This window comes from Rahnella sp. ChDrAdgB13, from assembly GCF_017655185.1.
GTDB lineage: Bacteria > Pseudomonadota > Gammaproteobacteria > Enterobacterales > Enterobacteriaceae > Rahnella > Rahnella contaminans.
Window position 1 is genome coordinate 43603 of sequence record NZ_JAEMGT010000001.1, and the last position, 23814, is coordinate 67416.

Genomic DNA, 23814 nt, shown 5'->3' on the forward strand with positions numbered 1-23814 from the left:
GGAAATGTTTACTTTCATTCTCTCCTTATTTTTACCACAATGGTTAAACTTCTTTACGTTGCATTACGTCCCCTTTCATTGATTCGCCGATAATTAATTCAACGGATTACTTCCGCTCCATTAATTAACGAAACTAACAAAAGAAAGGTGCGTATTATGAAACTCTTACCTATGTTTACTGCAGCTGTAATTACCGTCGCTTCATTCTCAGCACTTGCCGCAACGCCTATCTCTGAAATGCAGGCGCAAAGTGGTAACTACCAGTCACTGGGTATGGTTTCAGTGAGTGCACCAAGCACAGTCCCTGGCAGCCTGCATGACCAGCTGGAACAGATTGCCAGCGATAAAGGCGCGACACATTACCGCGTAGTCGGTGCCGGTACTCCCGGTGATTCCAGCCTGACCCGTGCGAACGTTGAGCTGTATAAATAACATTAAAATTATCTGCTGATAACGAAAAATTTTTTATTAAGACGTTATTTAGCTAATAAGTGTGAGAAGGCCAATGTCACCTGACATTGGCCTTTTAATTATTTGTGCCACCTCTGTTATTTTTGACCTTTTTGAGAATCATCCCATGTGATTTTTCTGAGTTAAAACTTTCTGATGTTTATTCCCCTTATTAATCATTTCTTAAGAATTTTTTGGCTTAATGGGGGTCTGATTCCTCAGGAGGAGTTAATATGTTGAATACCGCAAGAATGACAATTAAGAACACCGGTCTTTCGCTTCAGAACCAGTTTTTTTATCTGCAGAATTTTATTACCTCACCACGGACGATGGGGACGCTGATGCCGTCCTCGCCATGGTTGTGCCATGCGATGCTGAGCCAGATTGACTGGACGACGTCGCTGGATATCGCAGAGCTGGGCGCCGCAGATGGCGTACTGACCCGGCGGATCCTCAGCCGGATGCGCGCTGATGCGAAGCTGGAAGCGTTTGAAATTCAGCCCGCGTTTGTCCGAAAGCTTAATCAGATGGAAGACCGGCGTTTGCAGGTGATGGCGCATTCTGCCGAGCACATGAGCACGGATTATGACGCAGTGTTTTCGTGCCTGCCGCTGTTGTCGATGCCGGTGCGAACCAGCATAAAGATTTTGCAAAAAACGCAGCAGCAGCTGAAAAGCAAAGACGGCGTGCTGGTTCTGTTTCAGTACAGCCAGATGTCTGAGAAACTGCTGTCGCGCTATTTCACCTGGAAAAAAATCCGCGTGGTGAAGAATTTTCCACCGGCCATTGTGTATATCTGTAAACCCCGCTGATACAGCCACTTAGACATTCTTGCTGTCTGAGAGGTTTGCAGGGCATTGCGCTACAAGGATTTTTCAGTATGATGCCCTGAATGGCGTAAATAAAACGCTACAGAAGCTTCACCGGCAGGTGACAAAAATCTGCCAGTGAGGCTTTTTTGTTGTACTATCTCGCGAGTACAGCGCAAACCAGTACACCAGACCACTTTTTGCGACAAAGACTTCATATTGATGATGGATTTTCATCAGGTGAGATACGGGACTTTCGGGGAATAAAGGATAGCGGTAATGACACAACCCATTTTCATGGTAGGCGCGCGTGGCGCGGGTAAAACGACAGTTGGCAGTGAGCTTGCAAAAGCGCTGGGCTACAAATTTGTCGATACCGATCTGTACCTGTTACGCACCTCAGGCCTCAGCGTGGCGGATATTGTCGACCGTGAAGGCTGGGAGGGGTTCCGTCGCCGTGAAACCGAAGCCCTGAAAGCTGTCTGCTCACCGCTGACTGTGATCGCGACCGGGGGCGGCGCGGTGCTGGCGCAGGAAAACCGTGATTTTATGCGGGAAGCCGGAACGGTTATTTATCTGCGTTCACCAGCAACGACGCTGGCAAATCGTCTGGAAGATGCTCCGCAGGAAGATCAGCGTCCGACACTGACCGGCAGGCCTATCACCGAAGAAATGTTGCAGGTGCTGAACGAACGCGAAACGCTGTATCAGGAAGCCGCTCACCACGTGGTGGATGGTACTCAGGATCCTGCGCGGGTAGTGAATTCTGTCATGAATGCACTGGCGTTGCCGATGGCGCGCTAACGTCATCGGCGGTAAAACGTCATCACGACGGGTCCTCTGAGGCCCGTTTTTTTTGCCTGAAATCCGGTGTTAAGCTGTAAACAAAACGGGCCATATCTCGTGACAGGGATCACAGTCGCCTAAGTATTGTACTGGTGTATGAGCGGGCGTAAACTAATAACTCAGGTGATTACTTAGACGCAGCGCCGTGACGCTGAAAACCCACAACGGACCCGATGATGAAACCCCTGATGTCTTTCTTTAACCAGCACAGTAAAGCCATGCCCGCAATCTGGTCGATCACGATCATTCTGGTCGAAGCTTCGATCGCGTTGTATATTTTGCGTAATATTTAATCAAAATAATCTGCTGAGTTTTACATCGTTCACTTCATAAATACTCGGCATTCATTTCCCTCTCCTCGCCATTCGATTGCTTTAGGAATTTCTTTAAGCATATTCATTTATCTGTCTTCTTCTGGCGGTTAAATAAACGTCTTGACGCTGACACGTATCAGCTTTAGTTTTTATTTAACTTAACAGGAACCCTGTTCCATATACCGGAACTTACTCCTTTATGACCACTTTAGAAAATGCGGCTGCGGTGCTGAAGTTATTTTCAACCCAGGGGATCCGGCAGGGACATCCCGGCTTGTCATTCAGTGACGTGGTCGAAAATTTAAAATTACCGAAAAGTACCGTTTCACGTTTACTGATGACGATGGAAACGCAAGGGCTTTTGGAACGCGATCAGGACAGCCGCTTATACCGGATCGGTAAATTATTGCTGGCAGTCTCCAGCCATTATTTATCCGTGCCGCTGGTGGATTCTGTTTCACCGTATATGACGCAACTGAGTCAGTTGACGCAATGCACGGGCTATGTGTCGATGCTGGAAGGGCGCGACATTATGGTCATGCGTATGTTCCCCGGCAGAACCTATTTACAAGTAGTGACGCCAGCCGGAAGCCTGCTGCCAGCGCATGAGACCGCCATTGGCCGTGCGATCCTGGCACGTTTTAGCGACGAAGACGTGGTTCAGCGTTTTAACGGGGAATATCAGGTTAACTCCGTCAATTCCCCTGCAAATATGGATCTTCTTTTGACCAGGCTGGCGGAAGTCCGGCAGACAGGATTATCGTTTGCCAATAATGAAACGCTTCAGGGCATCAGTTCTTTAGCGACCAGCATTTTTAATAAACACAGAAATGAAACGGTAGGGCTTTGTTTGTCATTCCCTTCTCCCGAACAGGGTAAAAATATTCCGAAAGGCATAAAAGAAGGATTAATTGCTGTGACCCGGCAAGTCGCCGAAAAATTGGGTGATGAGTACTGGCAATGATTTTTCATCGCAAGGACCAGTAACGGACCCGGATTATTTATTCATTTTTAGCCAACACCAGGGGCCTTATGTCAGACCAACGTGCAAAAGATAATAAGGAAAATCCGCTAAAGGATATTGGCACGCTCATCGTGATGATTATTCTGTCTATTTTAGGCGCTATCATCGGGGTCCAGTTAATAACGACGTTAGGTGTTACGCCTAATACCTCTATTATCGGCGCGCTGTTTGCCATGCTGCTGGCCCGCATTCCGATGCAGGCTTTTCAGCGCTACCGTTCAATCCACACCCAGAATCTGGCGCAAACCGTCATTTCTTCCGCAACTTTTGGCGCAGCAAATAGCCTGCTGATGCCGATTGCCGTGCCTTATGTTCTCGGACAGCCGCAGCTGATTATGCCGATGTTTATCGGTGTTGCCGCCGCGATGCTGCTGGACGCCTATCTGCTTTACCGCCTCTTCGATACCAAAGTTTTCCCGGCCAGTAACGCCTGGCCTCCGGGCGTGGCGGCGGCGGAAGCGATCAAAGCCGGCGATAACGGCGGGCGTCAGGCGTGGTTGCTGGTGGCGGGCGTGGTGATCGGGCTCGGTGGCGCGGTACTGAAAATTCCGATGGCGGCGTTTGGGACGGCATTCATCGGTAATATCTGGGCGCTCAGTATGTTCGGCATCGGATTGCTGATCCGCGCTTACGCACAACCGGTGGCCGGGCTGGATCTTAATGCCCTGTACATTCCGCACGGCATGATGGTCGGCGCGGGGCTGGTTTCGCTGATTCAGGTGATTCAGGTGGTTCGCGCTAAAAATGCCGATGCACGCACGACGTTTACCCAGCCGGCGAAAGAAGTGCGTACGGCGCTGGGGTTGGGCGCATTCGGCTATATCGCGATTGCTGCGTTGCTGGCACTGGCCGGGGGGTTATACAGCGAAATGTCCGTCGGCATGCTGATTGCGTTCGTGGCTTACGCCGCCTTTGCCGCTTTCTTCCACGAGCTGATCGTCGGCATTGCGGCCATGCATTCCGGCTGGTTCCCGGCGTTTGCCGTGGCGCTGATCACGTTGATTATCGGCATTCTGATTGGTTTCCCGCCGCTGGCACTTTGCGTGCTGACCGGCTTTACCGCCGCGACCGGCCCGGCGTTTGCCGATATGGGCTTCGACCTGAAAGCCGGATTCATTCTGCGCGGTTATGGTAAAGACTTACGGGCCGAACTGACGGGGCGTCGCATTCAGTTATTCGCCGCGTTGCTGGCTTTTATCATTGCGATCCCTGTGGTGTGGTACGCCCATTACGGCTACTTCGCACAGGATCTGGTGCCGCCGGTGGCGCGCGTTTACGCCAAAACCATTCAGGCCGGTGCTCAGCCGGGTATTGCCCACAGCCTGCTTATCTGGGCGATTCCGGGCGCGCTGATTCAGCTGATTGGCGGCCCAAAACGCCAGCTCGGCGTACTGCTGGCGACCGGGCTTCTGATCAACAGCGTGATGGCGGGCTGGGCGGTAGTCTGCGGTATCGTGCTGCGCATCATCATTATTCGTATCTGGGGTGAAAAAGGGCGTACGCCAATGGAAGTGCTGGCGGCAGGTTTTATTGCCGGTGACGCACTTTACAGCTTCTTCACCTCGGTTTTCAGTGCCAAAAAGTAAAGCGTTATTGCCAACACCAGGGCCGTTATCTGGCCAGCATTAAACACTGACTGTTCCGATGATGAACAGCGTTCGTGACCGTTTTGGCTTTTGCGCCTGTGCGCCGGTCACGAAGTTTTAAGAGGATTTTGTGATGAGTTTGCAACAGACATTAACGGTATTTGAACTGATGGATAGCGCACACGTCAGCGGTCAGGATGTTGTGGATTTATTTGCCCGTTATCCGGGCGTCATCGCCAGAACAAACCGTGCGGATGGCCCGAAAGGCGGCACGGATTTCGTCCGTATCACCGTGCCTGGCAGCAAAGGAAAAAGCAGCGGCGGCACTGCACCGACGCTGGGGATTATCGGCCGTCTGGGCGGGATTGGTGCACGCCCGACGCGTATTGGTCTGGTGTCCGACGCGGACGGCGCGATTGCTGCAGTAACCTGTGCGCTGAAACTGGCGGACATGCAGCGTAAAGGCGATACGCTGGAAGGCGATGTCATTATCACTACCCACATCTGCCCGAACGCGCCAACCCGCCCGCACGATCCGGTAGATTTCATGGATTCGCCGATCGACGACGTGACCATGAATGACAACGAAGTCGTCGACGGCGTGGATGCGATCCTTTCCATCGATACCACCAAGGGCAACCGCATTATCAATCACAAGGGTTACGCCATTTCGCCGACGGTGAAAGAGGGCTACATCCTGCGTGTTTCCCAAGACCTTGTGCGCATTATGGAGATGACCAGCGGCAAGCCGGCGGTCACTTTCCCTGTCACCACACAGGACATTACGCCCTACGGCAACGGCGTTCATCACCTCAACAGCATTTTGCAGCCGTCAACGGCGACCAGCGTTCCGGTGGTTGGCGTTGCGATCACGGCAGAATCGGTGGTGCCGGGCTGCGGTACCGGCGCGAGCCATGAAGTGGATATCGCCCTGGCGGCGAAGTTTGCCGTGGAAGTCGCAAAAGAATTCGGGCGCGGTACGTGCCAGTTCTTTGATGCCGACGAATATCAACTCCTGTTGTCGCTGTACGGAAGCTTGCGCCACCTGCAAAACCGGAAGTAAGCCTTATGATCACGACCTTTGCGACGTTAACCATTGGACAGGCGCCGCGCAGCGATATTATGCCGCTGCTGATGGCGCATCTGCCGGCCAAATCAGTGACCCACGTGGGCCTGCTGGACGGAATGAGCACGGAGCAAATTGAGCAGCGATATGCGCCTGCGGAAGGCGATGCGGTGCTGGTTTCGCGTTTGCTGGACGGTTCGCAGGTCACCATGGCGGCGCATCGGGTTGAACGCGGATTACAGGAAAAAATCAACGTTCTGGAAGCGCTCGGCTGCATGACTATTTTGCTGCTGTGTACCGGCGAATTTAAAAAGCTGCACGCCCGCAATGCGCTTCTGCTCGAGCCTGACCGGATTATCCCGCCACTGATTGGTGCGATTGTCGGCGGGCATCGCGCAGGAATTGTCGTGCCGATCGAAGAGCAGATCGTCGAGCAGTCTGGCAAATGGCGGAAGCTGTCCAAACCGCCGTGCTTTGCGGTGGCCAGCCCGTATATTTCCGATGACCAGACCATTATCGAAGCGGCGATGCGTCTGGCGCAGCAGGGTGCGGAAGTGGTGGTACTCGATTGTATTGGTTACACGCGGCATCACGCCGAATTGCTGAAAAAACATCTCAGCATTCCGGTTCTGTTGTCGAACGTGCTGATGGCAAAACTGGCGGCGGAACTGATCGTCTGACGCCGGGGAGTAAAGCGGTTATGTGCGGAGCGGATAGCCACCCACAATGGCACTGTGCGACGCTAAAATCAAATCAGCGACGCCGCTTTGCGGGCGGTGTCGTCTGGTGCAGATAAAGCGGTAATAATCAGTGACAGAATGAGGTTTCTGCCCCTAATATGGAGGCTCTGAAAATTATCGCAAAGGGCCAATCTATGTTGAAAAATAATGAGTATTTTGACGGGAAAGTTAAGTCGATTGGTTTTGACAGCGACAGTACGGGTTCAGCCAGCGTTGGCGTGATGGCCGTCGGCGAATACACTTTCGGCACCGCTAAGCCGGAAGAAATGACCGTCATCAGCGGCTCGCTGAAAGTGCTGATCCCGGGTTCTCCGGACTGGCAGGTCTTCAAACCGGGCGAAACCTTCTACATTCCGGGTAAAAGTGAATTCAATTTGCAGGTCGGCGAAACCACGTCGTATCTCTGCAAGTATCTGACCAAATAAATCATTCAGACACAGCAAAAAAAGAAAAGGCGCCAATGAGCGCCTTTTCTTATTCTTGCAGACCTGAAATTAACGTTGGGCTTCGCCGCCCAGCGCCTCAATCAGATTCTGGATTAATGCAGCCAGTTCACCGGTCATCAGCACGAAATCAGCATCGAAACGTCCGGCGAAATCTTCGCGATCGATGTCTTCGTTCTGGTCACGGATCACGTCGCTGAATTTCAGACGTTTGATGCTGCCGTCGTCGGCCAGAACAACGGCAATGCGTTCCTGCCAGTCGACGGCCAGCTTGGTGACCAGTTTGCCATTCTCGATGTGCTTGGCGATTTCGTCGCTGACCAGCGCCTGTTTCTTACAGCGGATCACGCCGCCTTCTTCCAGAATCGCTTTCAGCTCGGCTTCGTCCTGCAGGGCAAAACCGGCAGGCGTCTGGCCTGAACGTACCCATTCGGTCAGCGTCAGTTCGATCGGGCTTTCCATGGTTAATGGCACAACCGGCAGTGAACCGAGGCTTTTACGCAGCAGCGCCAGCATGTCTTCCGCTTTTTTCGCGCTGGCGGCATCGACCATGATCAGGCCGTTAACGGTGTCGATCCACATGAATGTCTGGCTGAAACGGCTGAATGCGCGCGGCATCAGGCTGTGCAGCACTTCGTCTTTCAGGGAATCTTTTTCGGTTTTCTTCAGCTTACGGTGTTGCTCACCTTCAAGCTGATCAATCTTCGCCTGTAACTCCTGTTTGATGACCGGAGAAGGCAGGATTTTTTCTTCTTTACGGGCGCAGATCAGGATCTGACCGCCGTTAACGTGAGTCAGCGCGTCGCCACCGTGGGAACCCATCGGTGAAACCCAGCCGGTTTTCGCCATATCCTGGCTGCCGCACGGGGTAAAGGTGAAAGCGCTGAGCTGTTTTTCCATTTCGTCAGCAGATAACGAAACTTCACGGCTCAAACGGTATACCAACAAATTCTTAAACCATAACATGGCGTTATCCCTGTCCCGGCGCACTCGTGGTACGCTGATTAAATGAATGCAGGGCGGCATGATAACCAATTGAGCGCCGGTCGTCGTTAAGAAATCACCGCAGCATGAAACATTGCATAACAGCTTATTCTGGTGACGACAGCAGCGAGCTTCTACACTGATTTAACCTCAAAAATAACTGACCCTACCGGCAGAAACAGGAGAGAAAACGTGCGAATTGGCATTGATTTAGGCGGCACAAAAATAGAAGTCATCGCGTTATCCGGCGAAGGGAAAGAACTTTTCCGCAAGCGGGTGGATACGCCAAGAAATGATTACGAACGCACGCTGAAAGCGATTGAAGGTCTGGTGCTGGACGCCGAAAAAGCCACCGGCCAGCACGGCAGCGTCGGCCTTGGGATCCCCGGTACGCTTTCGCCGTTTACCGGTAAAGTGAAAAATGCCAACTCGGTCTGGCTAAATGGCCAGCAGCTGGATGAAGATCTGGCGCTGTTGTTAAAACGCGAAGTCCACATTGCCAACGACGCCAACTGTCTGGCGGTTTCCGAAGCCACTGATGGCGCAGGCGCAGGCCGTCACACCGTGTTTGCGGTCATTATCGGCACCGGCTGTGGTTCCGGCGTCGCGCTCAACGGCGTGGCGCACGCGGGCGGAAACGGCAACGCCGGAGAGTGGGGGCATAACCCGCTGCCGTGGCAGGATGAAGACGAAATTCAGTTTGCCCGCGACGTGCCGTGCTATTGCGGCAAATCCGGCTGCGTGGAGACGTTTGTGTCGGGCACCGGTTTTGCAGAAGATTATTTCCGACTGTCAGGCCAGCGGCTGAAAGGTGCGGAAATTATTGAGCTTGTTGAGCAGGGCGACGAAACGGCGGAGCTGGCGCTGGGCCGCTACGAGCGTCGTCTGGCGAAAGCGCTGGCCAACGTGGTGAATATTCTGGATCCGGATGTCATCGTTTTTGGCGGCGGCATGAGCAACGTCGATCGTCTGTACCAGACCGTTCCCGTGCTGATCAAACAGTGGGTCTTTGGCGGCGAATGTGAAACGCCGATCCTTAAAGCGGTTCACGGCGATTCCAGCGGTGTTCGCGGTGCAGCCTGGTTGTGGCCGCAGTCGCGCTTCGCGTTGTAATTTTCTGGCAGACAAAAGCCGCATGATGTCACGCCATCATGCGGCTTTATCGTTTACTGCGACGGGACTTTAAATTCACTGCTCAGGCGGCTGACGCCCAGCCCGTTCACCTTGGTCACTTTGATTTGCACCGGAATGCGGTCTTTCATCGCTTCAACGTGGCTGATCACGCCAATGGTTTTACCGGAGGCGTTCAGGCTGTCGAGGGCGTCCAGCGCGGTGTCCAGCGTGTCGGCGTCGAGCGTACCGAAACCTTCGTCGAGGAACAGCGAATCGATGCGGGTTTTATCGCTCACCAGATCTGACAACGCCAGCGCCAGCGCCAGACTGACCAGGAAGCTCTCGCCGCCGGATAACGTGCGGGTATCACGCACGGCGTCTGCCTGCCACGTATCGACAACCTGCAACTCCAGCGCGTCGCTGGTTTTACGCTGCAACAGATAACGGCCATGCAGTTTTTCCAGCTGGCGGTTCGCCAGATACACCAGATGATCCAGCGTCAGCCCCTGCGCGAACTTACGGAATTTCGCGCCATCGCTGGAGCCAATCATCTGATTGAGATATCCCCAGTCATCACAGGTCAGCTGCGCTTGCGCAATCTGCGCGATTAACTGCTGCTGGCTGCCGCTGCGTTCCTTGTCGAATTTAAGCTGATTACTCACTTCGCCGGTGCGCTGTTGCAGCGCTTTCAGGCTTTGTGACAGCGATTCCTGCTCGGCCATCAGCGCCGTGAGATCGCTTTCGTATTCACTCAGATGCGCAGGGCGTGCGAGCCGCTGTTTCTCCAGTGTCTCTTTCGCGTCGCTTAACAGCGCCTGAGCCTGTACCCGCTGTTTCTGCAACTGGTCTTTACGCTGAAGGAGTTGCTGGCGTAATGCGTCGTCGAGCATCGCGAGTTTCACTGCGTCTTCATCCGAAAACTCGCTGTGGGCCAGCGCCTGTTGCCAGTCTGTTTGTGCCTGATGCAGACGGGCCGCGGTCTGCTGATGTTGCAGTTGCGTGCTGGCGAGCTGACCGGCCAGTTTGTCGCGAAGTTCCTGCGCCCGGTGAAGGGCAGTCTCGGCTTCGCTGACCGCTTTCTCGGCGGCCTGTTGTTGCTGATGTAAGTGCTCGCGAACCTGCGTAACCTGACGGGCGCCGAAGAGTTCTGTGCGCTGCGCCGTCAGTTCCTTCAGCGTTTTCTCGCCATCCGCATACTGGGTTTGCAGGCGTTCAAGCTGTTCCAGAGACTTCGTCAGGTTTTGCTGCGTCAGCGTAAAACGCTCTGCCAGCAATGCACTTTGCTGCTGGACTTTTTGTTGTTCGCCGGCGGCTTCGCTGAGGGCGTCTTTCGCCTGTTGCAGCGCACGGGCCAGCTGTTCATGCTGGCGGAGGGTTTCCTGTGTTTGCTGTTCTTCCTGATCGCATGACGCCAGCCATTGCTGAATGTCCGCCGCATCATTCAGGGTGAACGTCAGACCATGCGGAGCGCTGATTTTCTTCCAGTTTTCGAGATGCGCGTTCAGTTGCTGCTGGTCGTGCTCAAGCTGCGTTTGCAGGCGCAATTGGTGTTCTTTCAGGCTTTTAATTTTCGCGGCCAGTTCGATTCCGCTGGCTTTCGCTGCATCAAATTCCAGCTGCATTTTCTCAACACGCTGCGCCGTTTCAGACGGTTTGATCTCCTGATAACTTTCAATCGCCGGATGCGAGGTGGAACCGCACAGCGGGCAGGGTAGGCCGCTTTGCAGATTCGCGCGTTCTGCCGTCAGGCTGACGATCAGTTCCTCGCTTTTCAGCCGCGCTTTGACATCATTCAGATGCTCGAGCTGTTTCTGGCATTGCAGACGGATTTTGCCAAGGCGTTCTTCTTCTTCCGCGATTGCCGTCTGATTCTGCGCAAAATCCTGATGCTGCTGACGGACACGTGAGTCGAGCTGAGGGAAAATCTGTGCGAGTGAGAACAGCTGCTGGCGTACCGGACGCAGTTGCGCCAGTTCAGATTGCCGCTTCTGCAACGCCGTCAGCGGCTGCTGTTTTTCCAGTTCAACCTGACGCTGTTGCTGAGTCTCAAGCGCGGCGGTCAGCGTGGTGTGTTTCGCCTGATGCTGCTGACTCTGTACCTCCAGTTTCTGCCGTTCTTCGGTGATTTTCGCCAGCGTCGCGTTATGCTCACTGGCCTGTTTCTGTACTTCACTGACGGCCTGCTGCGTGTCAGTCAGTGATTTGTGCCACCGGGCAATTTCGCTATCCAGCGGCAGAACTTTTTCGTCCATCAGCGTCTGTAGCTGGCGCTGCTCTCCGGCCTGTTTCTGGCGAGCGGTTTTCGCCTGTTCCAGCGCCAAAGCCAGCGGTGTCATCTGTGCGGCCTGTTGTTGCTGTTGCTGAACCAGTTGCGTGAGCGCCTGCTGTAACTCCTGTGTTTCTTTCTCACAGCGCAACCGGTCGCTGAGCAGCGGACGCAGCTTTTCAGCCGGTTCACTGCGCGCGAGTTGTTGCAACTGCGGCGCTGCGGCGAGGTTTTCCTGCTCTGCCGCCGTCAGCTGCTGCTGAGATTGCTGATATTTTTGCTGCACCTGTTGCCATTGTTGCAGCCAGTTCAGATCCTGCTGGCGCTGAAGCGCCTGCTGGCTGAGGATAATTTCCTGCGCGTTCAGCGCGGCAAGTTCCGTTTCAAACGCCTGACGCTGCTCTTCGCTGAGCAACTCGATACCTGCCATACGCTGATACAAACCGTCGAGCTGATTTTTGGCTTCTTTATGTTGTTCAAACACGCGCTCAGAAAGCCGCCCGTAGATTTCGGTGCCGGTGAGTTCTTCCAGCAATTCCGCGCGGTCGTTGGCATCGGCATTCAGGAACGCGGCGAACTGGCCTTGTGAAAGCATCATTGATTTGGTGAAACGGCCAAAATCCAGCCCGGTCAGCTCGGCGATGGCATCAAGTTTATCGCGCACTTTGTCGGCCAGAATTTTTCCATCGGCCAGCAGTGCCAGTTCCACTTTCGGCGCCTGTAAATTGCCGTCCGGCGAGTTTTTGGCCCGGCGCTGGCTCCAGAACGCGCGGTAGCCAATGCCTTTGACCTCAAACTCGACTTCCGCCAGCGATTCGGCGGTGTGGCGGGTCATCAGTTCATTCTGACTCGGCGTGACGTTCAGACGCGGTGTCTGGTGATAAAGCGCCAGACAAATGGCGTCGAGCAGGGTGGTTTTCCCCGCGCCGGTCGGGCCGGTGATGGCAAATAAACCGTTGCTGGCAAACGGCTCAGCGGTGAAATCAATTTTCCATTCGCCTTCCAGCGAATTCAGGTTTTTTAAACGCAGACTGAGAATTTTCATTGTGCGGCATCCTCTGCGGACTCGCCGCTGGTAACCTGACTGACAACCTGTTCGAACAGCGTGCGCATCCTTGCCTGACGCGGTTCGTCGGGGGCGGTTTCCTGCGCCAGCCGCCGCTCGAACACTTCGCTGACACTCAGTTCGCTGAGCGTTTCTTTTTCCTGTTGTTCGATGCTGCTGATGCGCTGTTCTTTACTGCGGCGCAGCAGAACGACTTCCACCGGCAAATCTGCGGTCAGCGTCTGAATACGCCGCTGGATATCACTGAGATAATCCTGCGTGGCGACTTCGATATCCAGCCAGACCGGCTTTTGCATATCGCCGCCTGCAAACTGCGCCAGCTGTTTTTCGATTTCAGCCAGCGAACCTTTGATGATCTGCATGGGCTGGAAAACCGGGATTTCCAGCGTGTCGATGGCGTTAAGCGTTGCGCCGTCGAAATCGAGTAAGTACACACTTTTGGCTTTGCTCAGTTCGTCAAAACTCAGGGCAATCGGCGAGCCGCTGTAACGGATATGTTCGGTTTTTGCGACGCACTGGGCGCGGTGAATATGCCCGAGCGCCACGTAATCTACCGGCGGAAATGCCTGGGCCGGGAAGGCGTCGAGCGTGCCTATATAGATGTCGCGCACGGAGTCAGACGTGCTGACGCCGACGGTGGTCAGATGGCCGGTAGCAATAACCGGCAGCGGCATACCCAGTTCGTCGCGTTTGGCCTGCGCGGCCTGCCACAGGGTGTCGTAATGTCCGGCGATGGCTTCCTGTAATGCCAGCTGTTTGTCGCTGCCGGATTGTCCGGCCTGACTGGCGAGCAAATCGCGCGGACGTAAAAACGGGATAGCACAAAGCACCGCGCCCGGTTTCCCGTCACGCTGGTTTAACACTAAAATCTGTTCAGAGAGGTCTTCACCGACGGTGGCAATCACCCGCGTATTCAGGCACGAAAGCAGTTCGCGGGATTCATTGAGGGTGGCGACGGAATCGTGATTCCCGGCCAGCACCACCAGCTGACAGCCGGTTTGTTGTAATTCCACCACGAAGCGGTTGTACAACTCGCGGGCGTAACTGGGCGGCGAACCGGTATCAAAGATGTCCCCGGCGACAATGACGGCGTCCACCTGATGCTGCTGCACCTGACCGGTCAGCCAGCGCAAAAATGCCTGATGTTCAGCGGCGCGGCTTTTGGTAAAAAAGTACTGGCCGAGGTGCCAGTCGGAGGTGTGGATCAGGCGCATGAGACTCCCGTGTGAACCCTGTATGACGACAATGGTGCAAAGTATAAACGTCGTCGGGGGAACCTGTCCCCGATAAATCAGACCAATTTCAGCAGGATGGCGGGAATTTATCTGTCATATTTGCCTTAAATGAACCATCATTTTCATTCATAAATCTGTCACAAAACTGACGCATAATGGCGCCCGCAATCAAATAAAAGATCGCTAACCTATTGGCAGGACCTACGATGGCTAGACGTATATTGGTGGTTGAAGACGAAGCTCCAATCCGTGAAATGGTGTGTTTTGTACTGGAACAGAATGGATATCAGGCAGTAGAAGCTGAAGATTTTGATTCAGCGATTGGTCAGTTAGTGGAACCTTACCCAGAACTGATCCTGCTCGACTGGATGCTACCCGGCGGTTCCGGTATTCAGTTTATTAAGCACCTTAAACGTGAAGCGCTGACCCGCGAAATTCCGGTGATGATGCTGACCGCTCGCGGTGAAGAAGAAGATCGGGTGCGCGGCCTGGAAGTCGGTGCCGATGATTACATCACTAAACCGTTTTCACCAAAAGAACTGGTTGCCCGTATTAAAGCGGTGATGCGCCGGATTTCGCCAATGGCGGTCGAAGAAGTGATCGACATGCAGGGGCTCAGTCTGGATCCGTCGTCTCACCGGGTGATGGCCAACGAGCAGGCGCTCGATATGGGGCCGACCGAATTTAAGTTGTTACACTTCTTTATGACCCATTCCGAACGCGTTTACAGCAGAGAACAGTTGCTCAATAACGTGTGGGGCACTAACGTTTATGTGGAAGATCGCACGGTAGACGTGCATATTCGTCGTTTGCGTAAAGCGCTGGAAACCAGTGGACATGACAGAATGATCCAGACTGTTCGTGGTACCGGATATCGTTTCTCAACGCGTTATTGAGTCCCCCACAGCGGAGAACCTGTGTGTTAGAACGTTTGTCATGGAAACGTCTGGCCGGCGAATTTTTTCTATTTTGTCTGCCAGCCCTGATCCTCGGAATTTTCGTCGGCCATTTCGGCTGGCTCCTCTTTGCGTCGCTGGTCGCGGCGCTGGGCTGGAATTATTACAATCAGCTTAAACTCTCTCACTGGCTGTGGCTTGACCGCAGCATCACCCCGCCGAACGGGCGCTGGAGCTGGGAACCGCTGTTTTACGGGCTGAACCAGATGCAGATGCGCAACCGGCGACGTCGTCGTGAATTAGGTCAGTTGATCAAACGTTTCCGCAGCGGTGCCGAATCGCTGCCGGATGCGGTGGTTCTGGCGACGGAAGAAGGCAATATCTTCTGGTGTAACGGACTGGCGCAGGATCTGCTTGGTTTCCGCTGGCCGGAAGATAACGGCCAGCATATTTTTAACCTGCTGCGTTATCCGGAATTCCGCACCTGGATCCAGACCCGTGACTTCAGCCGTGCCCTGAATCTGCAACTCAATAATGAACATTACGTCGAGTTTCGCGTGATGCCGTATTCCGAGGGGCAGCTTCTGATGGTGGCGCGTGACGTCACGCAAATGCGTCAGCTCGAAGGCGCGCGACGTAACTTCTTTGCCAACGTCAGCCATGAACTTCGCACGCCGCTCACTGTGTTGCAGGGGTATCTGGAAATGATGGAAGACGCCAAGCTGGAAGAGCCGTTCCGCACCAAAGCGCTGGATACGATGCAGGAGCAGACGAGGCGCATGGACGGGCTGGTGAAGCAACTTCTGACCCTGTCGAAAATCGAAGCATCCGCCAATATCGATATGCACGAGAAGGTCGATATTCCGGTGATGCTCAGCATGCTTGAGCGGGAAGTGCAGACGTTAAGCGGCGGGAAACATGAAGTGGTGTTTCGGGTAAACGAAAAGCTGAAAGTCTTTGGCAATGAAGATCAGCTGCGCAGTGCAGTGTCGAATCTGGTGTATAACGCCGTGAATCACACCCCGCCGGGCACGCGGATTGAAGTCAGCTGGCAGCAAATTCAACATGGCGCGCAGTTTCAGATAAGTGACAACGGGCCGGGCATTGCGCCGCAGCACTTACCGCGTCTGACCGAACGTTTTTACCGTGTGGATAAGGCGCGCTCACGCCAGACCGGCGGCAGCGGACTGGGGCTCGCCATCGTAAAACATGCGCTCAGCCACCATAATTCGAAACTCGAAGTCCTCAGCGAAGTCGGCGTCGGCACGCGGTTTATGTTCACGCTGGCACCAAAATTGATTGTTCCTCAGGGGTCAGACTCCCCGGTCACCGTAAAACCTTAATTTCAGCAATTTACGTGAAGTCTGTTATCAGCCGATAGCAGGCTTTTTCATTTCTATTTATGGCGCGATTCTGCCTGATGATCATGAATTTATTTCACGTCCCATGAAAATTCCTCTGTTGTGAGTGAACAGGCTGCATGACAGTATGGCCTTAAAGCCGTTTAGACATCCAGATGTCTATAAGTAACGCAACGTAATTATTTACTTTGTAAATCATTCGCATTCCGCCAGGGGCGTGATGCCATAAGGAGTTTTCATGCAACGTACTACCCCTCCGTTCCGCGCTGACGTCGTTGGCAGTTTCCTGCGTCCGGCCGCGATCAAAGAAGCCCGCAAACAGTTTCAGGCCGGTGAAATTAATGCAGTACAGCTGCGCTCGGTGGAAGACACTGAAATCCGCCGTGTGGTGGATTTGCAGCGTGAAGCCGGTCTGCAGGTGGTGACGGATGGCGAGTTCCGCCGTGCGTGGTGGCACTTTGACTTCTTCGAAGGCCTGGAAGGGGTGGAAGGTTATGATGCGGTTCAGGGGATCCAGTTCAACGGCGTACAGACGAAAGCGCGCAGTATCAAAGTGGTGAGCAAACTCGGTTTTGGTTCGCACCCGATGCTGGAAGATTTCCGTTTCCTGAAAAGTATCAGCGGAACGGCTGTGCCGAAAATGACTATTCCCAGCCCGAGCGTGATGCATTTTCGCGGTGGCCGAAATGCTATCAGCAAAGACGTTTATCCTGATCTGAAAGACTATTTTGACGATCTGGCACAGGTTTACCGGGACGCGATCAAAGCCTTTTACGATGCCGGCTGTCGTTATCTGCAACTCGACGATACCGTCTGGGCGTATCTGTGTTCTGAAGATCAGAAGAAACAAATCCGCGAACGGGGTGACTCTCCGGAAGAGTTAGCACGTACTTACGCTGACGTGCTCAACAAAGCCATCGCCGGTAAACCTGACGATCTGGTGATTGGCCTGCATGTCTGCCGCGGTAACTTCCGTTCAACCTGGATTTCTGAAGGTGGCTATGAGCCGGTGGCAGAGATTCTGTTTGGCGGTGTGAATATCGACGCCTTCTTCCTGGAATATGACAATGAACGTTCAGGCGGTTTTGAGCCACTGCGTTTCATCAAAAAAGGTCATCAGCAGGCGGTTCTGGGGCTGATCACCACCAAATCCGGTGAACTTGAGCTGGCGAAAACCGTGGAAGCACGGATCGCAGAGGCGGCTGAATATCTGGACATTAACCAGATTTGCCTGAGCCCGCAGTGTGGCTTCGCGTCTACGGAAGAAGGCAATAGCCTGACCGAAGCGCAGCAGTGGGAAAAACTTAAACTGGTGGTGGATATCGCCGCCCGCGTCTGGTAAATCCGGAAAGCGGCTAAATTTTGCCCTCGTAAAAATGCTGGATATTGTGCGTGAAATGACCTGTGGATGGTGATTTCACGCATTTTTAATCTTATCGGAGCATATCTTGTGCTTTGTTCGTTCAAAAATCATACATATCATATTGCGTGTTTTGGAAGGTATTTAGTGATTGTTACTGCTTTGTCGTATTAATCTGGTTGAACACTCTGCTTTTTCGATCACGGCTTGCCTTTCTACGCTATAAACGTTTACCTTAAGCCCCGCTGTCGCTCGATACTCCCTGCATAACAACGTAATCATCTGCATATCATCAGGCGTTTTTAGCTCACTCCGATCCTCACATTGGTGTTCTCTGGCTATGACAACGCCATTCATCCTTCTGACGGAGTAGCACGACGACAGCATCGGACACTTTATTCATTTGAACAGGCAACACGACACCAATCATGAGTACTCGTTTAACAAATAAAGATATTCTGGCGCTGGGTTTCATGACCTTCGCCTTATTCGTCGGGGCAGGAAACATCATTTTCCCGCCGATGGTAGGCTTGCAGGCCGGTCATGAAGTCTGGTGGGCAGCTGCCGGGTTTATGATCACGGCGGTAGGGCTTCCTGTGATGACCGTGATTGCGCTTGCGCGCGTCGGTGGCGGTGTTGACGCCCTGAGTACGCCTATTGGTCGTGGTGCCGGTATTCTTCTGGCGACTGTCTGTTATCTGGCTGTGGGCCCGCTGTTTGCCACACCGCGTACGGCGACGGTTTCCTTTGAAGTCGGTATCGCACCGATGACCGGTGACGGCCCGCTGCCTCTGCTGATTTACAGCGTGATTTATTTCGCTCTGGTGATTGGTATCTCCCTGTATCCGGGCCGTCTGCTCGATACCGTCGGGCATTTCCTTGCACCGCTGAAAATGGTGGCGCTGGGCGCGCTGGGTATCGCTGCACTGCTATGGCCTGCCGGTCAGTCCATGCCTGCGGTTGACGCTTACCAGACGGTGCCGTTCTCCAGCGGTTTTGTTAACGGCTATCTGACGATGGATACGCTGGGCGCGCTGGTCTTCGGGATTGTTATCGTTAACGCCGCACGTTCGCGTGGCGTGACCGATGCCAAACTGCTGACCCGTTATACGGTTCTGGCAGGGCTGATTGCCGGTCTGGGCCTGATGCTGGTCTATCTGAGTCTGTTCAAACTGGGCGAAAACAGTGCCTCGCTGGTGCCAAATGCAACAAACGGCGCGGTGATCCTGCATGCTTACGTGGCACATACTTTTGGCAGCGTGGGTAGTTTCTTCCTCGGTGCGCTGATTTTCATCGCCTGTATGGTCACCGCGGTTGGTCTGACCTGCGCCTGTGCTGAGTTCTTCGCTCAGTATCTGCCGTTGTCATATAAAACGCTGGTCTTCATTCTGGGTCTGTTCTCAATGCTGGTGTCCAACCTGGGCCTGAGCCATCTGATTCAGATTTCCGTACCGGTTCTGACTGCGATTTATCCGCCGTGTATTGCGCTGGTTGTACTGAGCTTTACCCTGCGCTGGTGGAACAGCACTACGCGTATCGTCGCACCTGTGATGGTTGTCAGCCTGGTCTTCGGTATTGTTGACGGCATCAAAGCTTCTGCTTTTGCAGATCTTATGCCAGCCTGGACTGCGAACCTGCCGCTGGCGGCGCAAGGTCTGGCCTGGTTACCACCGTCATTATTAATGCTGGTGCTGGCCGGTATTTATGACAAAATCAGCGGTCCGCGTAGCGTCACTGCGCACCAATGATCATTTGGTGAATGTTCAACGGCATAAAATATAATTAGTCTGCTGAATGTTTCGCCAATCGGGCCACGGAGAATCTTCCGTGGCTTTTTCATTGGCAGGTAAAAAAGTTAATTTCTTAAAATACGCACTTTTGATATTTAAAAAACATACGGGTTAATGCACATGCAGCAAGAAGCTGAACAACCAACAGAGCAAAAAGAAGCGCCAGGCACGAAGCTAAAACGTGGCCTGACAACGCGCCATATTCGCTTTATGGCACTGGGATCAGCCATCGGTACCGGGTTATTTTACGGATCTGCCGATGCCATCAAAATGGCCGGACCAAGCGTGCTGCTTGCCTATCTGGTCGGCGGGATCATCGCATTTATCATCATGCGTGCATTGGGTGAGATGTCCGTTAATAATCCGCAGAGCGGGTCGTTCTCCCGTTACGCGCAGGATTATCTCGGGCCGATGGCCGGCTACATCACCGGCTGGACGTATTGTTTTGAGATTCTGATTGTCGCGATTGCCGATGTTACGGCGTTCGGTATTTACATGGGCGTGTGGTTCCCGGATGTACCACAATGGACCTGGGTGCTGAGTGTGGTGCTGATTATCGGCGCTATCAATCTGGTGAGCGTGAAGGTGTTCGGTGAACTGGAGTTCTGGTTCTCCTTCTTCAAAGTTTTCACCATCATCATCATGATCATTGCCGGTTTCGGTATTATCTTCTGGGGCATTGGCAACGGTGGGCAGGCGACCGGTATCCACAATCTGTGGACGAACGGCGGCTTCTTCAGCCAGGGCATCATGGGCACGATCCTGTCGTTGCAACTGGTGATGTTTGCCTATGGCGGTATCGAGATCATCGGTATTACCGCCGGTGAAGCGGAAGACCCGAAGAAATCTATTCCGAAAGCCATCAACTCCGTTCCACTGCGTATTCTGGTGTTCTACGTGGGTACGCTGTTTGTGATTATGTCGATTTTCCCATGGAATCAGGTGGGGACGCAGGGCAGCCCGTTCGTGCTGACGTTCCAGCACATGGGGATTGCGGCGGCGGCAACCATTCTGAACTTCGTGGTGATCACCGCGTCTCTTTCTGCGATTAACAGTGACGTGTTCGGCGTGGGCCGTATGCTGCACGGTATGGCAGAGCAGGGGCAGGCGCCTAAAATGTTCAGCAAAGTTTCGCGTCTTGGCACGCCGTGGGTCACAGTTCTGGTGATGATGGCGGCGCTGCTGGTGGCGGTTTATCTGAACTACATCATGCCGTCCAGCGTATTCCTGGTGATTGCGTCTCTGGCGACATTCGCGACCGTTTGGGTGTGGATTATGATCCTGTTCTCCCAGATCGGTTTCCGTCGCAAGCTCAGCAAACAGCAGATTAAAGAGCTGGAATTCCCGCTACGCGGCGGCGTTTATACCTCGGTCTTCGGGATCATTTTCCTGGTGTTTATTATCGGGCTGATTGGTTACTTCCCGGATACCCGCGTGTCGCTGTATGTCGGTCTGGTTTGGGTTGTGGCGCTGCTGGTCGGTTACCGCTTCAAATTGCGTAACGACCGTAAGAAAGCAGCACTGGCGCTCAGCAACAAAGCGTAAGCAAGCACTTACCTTCCGGTAAAGAAACGCCCCCGATATCATCGAGATAGCGGGGGCGTTTTTTTTCTACGCAGGAAGATTAATAACCTATTGCTGCACCTGCCGGCCGGCGCACATCATTCGCGCCGTACAGATAGCCTTCGCGCACTTTACCCGATACTGCAGAGTCGTTACCTGAAGTGGCCGGTGTCACGCCAGCAGCACCCGGCAATCCCACCATAATCAGTTCTGCTGCGCCCCACGGTGTTTGTTCAACCATTTTATAGCCCATCTTTTGCAGGATGTTCAGGCTGTCCTGAGAAACGCCACGCTGCTCGTAATAGACTTCATCCGGCAACCACTGATGGTGAATACGCGGCGCATTCACGGCTTCCTGCGGTGGCATTCCGTGATCGATTACATTCAGCGCCGTCTGCAGGGTAATGGTGATGATGCGTGAACCGCCCGGTGAACCCAGAACCATGAAGGTTTTACCGTCCTTAGTCACCAGGCTCGGGCTCATTGACGATAGTGGGCGCTTACCGGGGGCGATTGAATTTTTCGGCCCCTGCACCAGACCGAACAGATTTTTCTCACCAATTTTGGTGGTGAAATCATCCATTTCGTCGTTAAGGAAGAAACCGGTGCCCGGTGCAATGACCACAGAACCAAACAGACCATTGATAGTGTAAGTGGTGGAGACCGCATTACCCATTTTATCGACGATAGAATAATGGGTGGTTTCCGGTTTCTCGTGGGGTTCCATACCGGGCTGAACCTGTGTAGAAGGCGTGGCTTTATCCGCTTCTATTTTCTTACGGATTTCCTCCGCGTAACTTTTGCTGACCAGACGATCGATCGGGTTTTTTACAAATTCCGGATCGCCGAGATAGGTATTGCGGTCCATGTAGGCATGGCGCATGGCTTCGGTGAGGACGTGAATTGAAGCCGCCGAGTTGAAGCCCATACTTTTCAGGTCATAACCTTCGACGATGTTGAGAATTTCACACATCGTCACACCGCCGGAACTCGGAGGAGGGGCGGACACAAATTTATAGCCGCGATAGCTGCAAGTGATCGGTGCGTCTTCAGTGACTTTATAGTTTGCGAAATCCGCCGCTGTCAGGATGCCGCCCCCTTTTTTTGATGCCGCTTCGACAGCTGCCGGGATTTTGCCTTTATAGAAAGCATCCGGCCCGTTTTTTGATATAGATTCCAGCGTATTGGCTAAATCGGTTTGCACCAGTGTATCGCCGGGCTGGAATGCGCTGCCGTCTTTATGCAGGAAGATACGCGCCGCTTCAGGATCTTCTTTGAAGCGGTCGACCTTGGTATCGAGAATATCGGTATCGCCACGGGTGAGCACAAAACCTTCGCGCGCCAGTTTAATCGCCGGCGCCATGACTTGCTGGCGGGTCAGTTTGCCGTATTCCTTCTGCACCGTATCTAATCCTAAAACCGTACCCGGTACACCGGCGGCAAGATAGCCGTAGAGGCTGGCGCCTTTTTTTACGTTACCGTCGGCGTCGAGATACATATTGGCGCTGGCGGCAGCTGGTGCCGTTTCGCGAAAGTTAATAAAGGTGTCTTTACCATTGGCAAGATGCACCGTCATGAAGCCACCGCCGCCGATATTGCCACAACACGGGTTGACGACGGCCTGCGCATAACCGACTGCTACGGCGGCATCAATGGCATTACCGCCCATTTTGAGAATATCGACGCCAACCTGCGACGCCAGATGTTGCGAGGTGACAACCATGCCATTTTTGGCTTCAACCGCAGGACCGGATGCGGCGTACAACGGGAAGCTGGTCAGTAAAGCCAGCGCGATTAGTGATTTCCGTAACATAGGGGCTCCTGTTTATTACCCTGTCTTATGAGTCATAACCTTCAGGTTATTGTGTGATAACGCTTTTTTGTTTTTTAATCCGGCAGTATTTCGACAAATAACTATGCAAACTGCACGCCATAATGACGCGACCGGGACGTTTTCAGCGTAGACGCAAAACAGGAATAACGGGGAGCAAGAAGAGGAAATTGTGATCGTGCCGGACGGCAGCCAAAAAAAAACGGCCAGCTAAGCTGACCGTTGATAACCGTTAAATCCGTGAAGGGATTACAGGTTTGAAGCGTTTTCAGACAGGTATTTAGCCACGCCATCCGGAGATGCGCCCATGCCTTTTTTGCCTTTTTCCCACTGAGCCGGGCACACTTCGCCGTGCTCTTCGTGGAATTGCAGTGCGTCAACCATACGCAGCATTTCGTCGATGTTACGGCCCAGTGGCAGATCGTTCACTACCTGGTGACGAACAACGCCTTCTTTGTCAATCAGGAAAGAGCCGCGCAGTGCAACGCCAGCGTCCGGATGTTCGATACCGTAGGCTTTCTGAATTTCGCGTTTGATATCAGCAACCATTGCGTATTTAACAGGACCGATACCGCCTTTCTCAACCGGCGTGTTACGCCATGCGTTGTGAACGAACTCGGAGTCGAAGGAAACACCAACAACTTCTACGCCACGATTCTGGAATTCTTCGTAACGGTGATCGAAAGCGATCAGCTCAGAAGGACACACAAAAGTGAAGTCCATTGGCCAGAAGAAGATAACAGTTGGTTTGCCTGCTGTGTGTTTTTTGAAGTTGAAGTTTTCAACTACTTCGCCGCTACCAAGTACTGCTGCTGCGGTAAAGTCAGGGGCTGGGCGAGTTACCAGAACCATAAATTACTCCTTTAAGACCCTTGAGGGTGTCGTAGGTGAGTGGAAAGGGTGAACAAAACGACTGCCAGTATAGGGGCAACCCTCAGGTGAATAAACCCCTTCAGACCAATCAATCAGATAGCACTCGGCTATCAGTCTTTGACGTAAGTCTCAATCTTCTTTAACAACAACCCGCTGTTTTGCAGGGGATCGTGCCGTCACTCACAACTTTATGGAGTT

19 protein-coding genes are annotated in these 23814 nt (G+C 53.3%); 14 read left to right on the forward strand and 5 right to left on the reverse strand.

Translation table 11 applies throughout. The features are described from left to right. Positions 1-156: 156 nt before the first annotated feature. From J8X26_RS00225 to ppnP, 8 genes are all read left to right on the forward strand, one after another. Positions 157-432 (forward strand): DUF1471 domain-containing protein, encoded by a 276-nt coding sequence (locus J8X26_RS00225; RefSeq protein WP_152327838.1) that lies wholly within the window; start codon positions 157-159, stop codon positions 430-432. A 251-nt stretch (positions 433-683) separates the two neighbouring features. Further along, complete coding sequence (locus J8X26_RS00230) at positions 684-1262, forward strand: class I SAM-dependent methyltransferase (RefSeq protein ID WP_208949873.1); 579 nt, start codon at positions 684-686, stop codon at positions 1260-1262. A gap of 276 nt (positions 1263-1538) precedes the next feature. Further along, complete coding sequence (gene aroL / locus J8X26_RS00235) at positions 1539-2063, forward strand: shikimate kinase AroL (RefSeq protein ID WP_208949874.1); 525 nt, start codon at positions 1539-1541, stop codon at positions 2061-2063. A 555-nt stretch (positions 2064-2618) separates the two neighbouring features. Continuing rightward, positions 2619-3383, forward strand: a complete 765-nt coding sequence (locus J8X26_RS00240; RefSeq protein WP_152327841.1) for an IclR family transcriptional regulator — start codon at positions 2619-2621, stop codon at positions 3381-3383. A gap of 68 nt (positions 3384-3451) precedes the next feature. Continuing rightward, complete coding sequence (locus J8X26_RS00245) at positions 3452-5029, forward strand: OPT/YSL family transporter (protein WP_208949875.1); 1578 nt, start codon at positions 3452-3454, stop codon at positions 5027-5029. Between the two features lie 133 nt (positions 5030-5162). Continuing rightward, positions 5163-6092 carry a DUF1177 domain-containing protein gene (locus J8X26_RS00250; RefSeq protein WP_208949876.1) on the forward strand — a complete coding sequence of 310 codons (930 nt, stop codon included), beginning with the start codon at positions 5163-5165 and terminating at the stop codon, positions 6090-6092. Positions 6093-6097: 5 nt separating this feature from the next. Then, positions 6098-6775 carry an AroM family protein gene (locus tag J8X26_RS00255; RefSeq protein WP_208949877.1) on the forward strand — a complete coding sequence of 226 codons (678 nt, stop codon included), beginning with the start codon at positions 6098-6100 and terminating at the stop codon, positions 6773-6775. Between the two features lie 194 nt (positions 6776-6969). Next, positions 6970-7260: a pyrimidine/purine nucleoside phosphorylase gene (gene ppnP, locus J8X26_RS00260; RefSeq protein WP_101075794.1), complete on the forward strand. Its 291-nt coding sequence runs from the start codon at positions 6970-6972 to the stop codon at positions 7258-7260. Positions 7261-7329: 69 nt separating this feature from the next. Here the strand turns inward: ppnP and rdgC are convergent, their stop codons facing one another. Further along, positions 7330-8244 (reverse strand): recombination-associated protein RdgC, encoded by a 915-nt coding sequence (gene rdgC, locus J8X26_RS00265; protein ID WP_208949878.1) that lies wholly within the window; start codon positions 8242-8244, stop codon positions 7330-7332. A 210-nt stretch (positions 8245-8454) separates the two neighbouring features. Here rdgC and mak point away from each other — a divergent pair, with 210 nt between their 5' ends. Then, positions 8455-9375, forward strand: coding sequence for a fructokinase (mak, locus tag J8X26_RS00270; RefSeq protein ID WP_208949879.1), 921 nt, complete (start codon positions 8455-8457; stop codon positions 9373-9375). 53 nt (positions 9376-9428) lie between these two features. Here the strand turns inward: mak and sbcC are convergent, their stop codons facing one another. After that, positions 9429-12686: an exonuclease subunit SbcC gene (gene sbcC, locus J8X26_RS00275; protein WP_208949880.1), complete on the reverse strand. Its 3258-nt coding sequence runs from the start codon at positions 12684-12686 to the stop codon at positions 9429-9431. Continuing rightward, complete coding sequence (gene sbcD / locus J8X26_RS00280; RefSeq protein WP_208949881.1) at positions 12683-13921, reverse strand: exonuclease subunit SbcD; 1239 nt, start codon at positions 13919-13921, stop codon at positions 12683-12685. The genes sbcC and sbcD overlap by 4 nt, the downstream gene beginning before the upstream one ends. Positions 13922-14148: 227 nt before the next feature. On the opposite strand from sbcD, the gene phoB reads away from it, so the two are divergent. The 5 genes from phoB to proY all read left to right on the forward strand — a co-directional run bounded on the left by phoB (position 14149) and on the right by proY (position 20894). Beyond that, entirely contained in the window at positions 14149-14838 is a 690-nt protein-coding gene (gene phoB, locus J8X26_RS00285) for a phosphate response regulator transcription factor PhoB (protein WP_013576682.1), read from the forward strand. A 23-nt stretch (positions 14839-14861) separates the two neighbouring features. Next, positions 14862-16181: a phosphate regulon sensor histidine kinase PhoR gene (gene phoR / locus J8X26_RS00290; RefSeq protein WP_152327848.1), complete on the forward strand. Its 1320-nt coding sequence runs from the start codon at positions 14862-14864 to the stop codon at positions 16179-16181. 256 nt (positions 16182-16437) lie between these two features. Next, on the forward strand, positions 16438-17541 hold the full coding sequence (locus J8X26_RS00295) for a cobalamin-independent methionine synthase II family protein (protein WP_208949882.1): 1104 nt from the start codon (positions 16438-16440) through the stop codon (positions 17539-17541). Between the two features lie 446 nt (positions 17542-17987). Next, the gene (brnQ, locus tag J8X26_RS00300; RefSeq protein WP_165059281.1) at positions 17988-19307 is read left to right on the forward strand and encodes a branched-chain amino acid transport system II carrier protein; all 1320 of its coding nucleotides are present in this window, start codon (positions 17988-17990) and stop codon (positions 19305-19307) included. Between the two features lie 156 nt (positions 19308-19463). After that, positions 19464-20894 carry a proline-specific permease ProY gene (gene proY, locus J8X26_RS00305; RefSeq protein WP_165059282.1) on the forward strand — a complete coding sequence of 477 codons (1431 nt, stop codon included), beginning with the start codon at positions 19464-19466 and terminating at the stop codon, positions 20892-20894. Positions 20895-20973: 79 nt separating this feature from the next. Here proY and ggt read toward each other — a convergent pair whose 3' ends face one another. Together ggt and J8X26_RS00315 are read right to left on the reverse strand one after the other, a co-directional pair. After that, the gene (gene ggt / locus J8X26_RS00310) at positions 20974-22725 is read right to left on the reverse strand and encodes a gamma-glutamyltransferase (RefSeq protein WP_152327852.1); all 1752 of its coding nucleotides are present in this window, start codon (positions 22723-22725) and stop codon (positions 20974-20976) included. 267 nt (positions 22726-22992) lie between these two features. Next, positions 22993-23595, reverse strand: coding sequence for a peroxiredoxin C (locus tag J8X26_RS00315; protein WP_013576674.1), 603 nt, complete (start codon positions 23593-23595; stop codon positions 22993-22995). Positions 23596-23814 lie beyond the last annotated feature (219 nt).